The 1,996-nt window shown below is 48.2% G+C and carries 2 protein-coding genes; both read left to right on the top strand.

Annotated elements, in window-relative coordinates:
* Positions 1–473: 473 nt before the first annotated feature.
* Positions 474–893: a hypothetical protein gene (locus tag GZ78_RS18900; RefSeq protein WP_152558825.1), complete on the top strand. Its 420-nt coding sequence runs from the start codon at positions 474–476 to the stop codon at positions 891–893.
* 155 nt (positions 894–1,048) lie between these two features.
* Complete coding sequence (locus GZ78_RS18895) at positions 1,049–1,885, top strand: WD40 repeat domain-containing protein (protein WP_152558824.1); 837 nt, start codon at positions 1,049–1,051, stop codon at positions 1,883–1,885.
* Positions 1,886–1,996: the final 111 nt, after the last annotated feature.

Here is a 1,996-nt window from a genome sequence, read left to right as displayed (position 1 = left end):
GCGACCTCGGGACGATACTGGGTGTCATGCTGCCCAGTGGGGTGATTATTGCCACCCTGGCCACAACGGTTGTGGTTATTTACCTGAAACTCATCAAGCCAAAGCGAGTTGTTGAAAAAGCCTGAATCCATTTCAACCGCAACGGTCAGCAAATATAAGGGACATCTAATACAGGGCTGCAATGACCTCATCGGTTACACATCTGTAGCCGTTTACTTCAGTCTGGCTGATTTAATTCTTAAGTCTCATGCGTCGAACGCTTGCTGAAATCTTTTGGTGAGAGTGTTCACTGTTTCTGCAAAAATTGATATTCCCACGGAGGTGGGACTCCACCACGAACAGTGCCTTCCCATGGATTTATCACCGCATTTGAATCATGACCCTGCCTTGTAAATTTGAACTACAATCACCATCCCGATTTATAAAAATTCCATGGGTGAACTTTCATGGGTGAACTTCCATAGGTGAACATTGTGCTGAAAAGAAATCGAGCATTAACCATGATAAGCAAACTGGCCGGGCTAATGCTGGGCGTTCTGGCCAGCATCAGCCACGGAATAACCGAAGGCAGTGGCAAGCCTGAAGACGTAAGGTTTATTCCCGGCCCGGTGATAAAGTTAAATTCTACTGAGTTGATGGAGATTGATGAAGAAAACAATGCCTATGAGCCGCGAATTCTTGTTGTGGTACTGCGTTTTAAACCGGACGGTTCTGAATTGATTATGGTAGGGCAAGGAGAAGTTGTCGGAAATGCTCCTGTACACACATTTGTTCAGCGCCACAATACCAGTGCCCTCTCCTCAAACCAGGAAAGCGTTAATCGTCTTGGACATGAGTTTTTGGCGCTAGGTTACCCAGATGGTCCGAGCATCTGTTTGGGGGGGGGTGTATAGCGTTTGGTCTGGAAAATAGTTTATCTTCCTTTCAGGCGACCCTCAATGGGACTTTCATCAAGAAATACTCTACAGGTCCTATATTCAACCAGATTGTTTTCATAACTACCTTCATCTTGAATGATATTTGGCTGGCATTCGGTCACGGAAGCCAGTTGTCATTGATAAACCCGTTGAACGAAAATGAGATGGAGCCACTGCCGGGTGAATTCCCCTCTGTAGTGAGTGTGCTGGGCAGTCAGGGGGCATGGCTGGCTTCGGGTGATCAATCTGGCGATATTCGAGTGCATAACCTCACTAACCTCAGTGACATCAGCTACGTTGAGATGCCGGCGCACAGTGATGATGTACTTAGCCTTGGGTTCAGCCCCAATGGCGAACGATTGCTTTCTGGCGGTAGCGATAATCTGGCACGCCTCTGGCTCAGGGAGGCTGGGGGTCATTTTACCCTGATTCAAAACATGACATTTGATGCGGACGTAGATGTTGTCTTGTATCACCCCAATGGTGAACATTATGTGGTGGCCGAAGGTCCCAGGGTTCACCTGTATGAGGCCGCAAACCAGACCCGGCTCGATACTCTGACAATGGCAAACAATATGAGTGAGGTGTTTTCTCTCGCCTTTCACCCCAATGGCACCTGGCTGGCGGTAGGCAACGACCAGAACGACATTGAATTCTATTCTCTGGGGAGGCTGCCTGAAATTTCTTTAACCGAACAGGCAACCGCGACTATGGGTGACGATCGGCTCACCTCACCAAGCCCTTCCTTTACCTTTCTGACGGTACCGGCCTCAAGCTTTATAGTTGTTTCTCCCACCATGATGCCGCCCGTCATTACGACTGACGAAGATCAGGAAACCGGAAGCGACCTCGGGGCGATATTGGGTGTCGTGCTGCCCAGTGGGGTGATTATTGCCACCCTGGCCACAACGATTGTGGTTATTTACCTGAAACTCATCAAGCCAAAGCGAGTTGTTGAAAAAGCCTGAATCCATTTTCGCAACGGTCAGCAAATATAAGGGACATCTAATACAGGGCAGCAATGGCTTTGGGGGTTATTTATCTGTAGTCGTTTATACCAGACTGACTGATTTAAGTCT

It is taken from the genome of Endozoicomonas numazuensis (assembly GCF_000722635.1).
Classification (GTDB): domain Bacteria; phylum Pseudomonadota; class Gammaproteobacteria; order Pseudomonadales; family Endozoicomonadaceae; genus Endozoicomonas_A; species Endozoicomonas_A numazuensis.
This window is presented reverse-complemented; position numbering and strand designations above follow the sequence as displayed.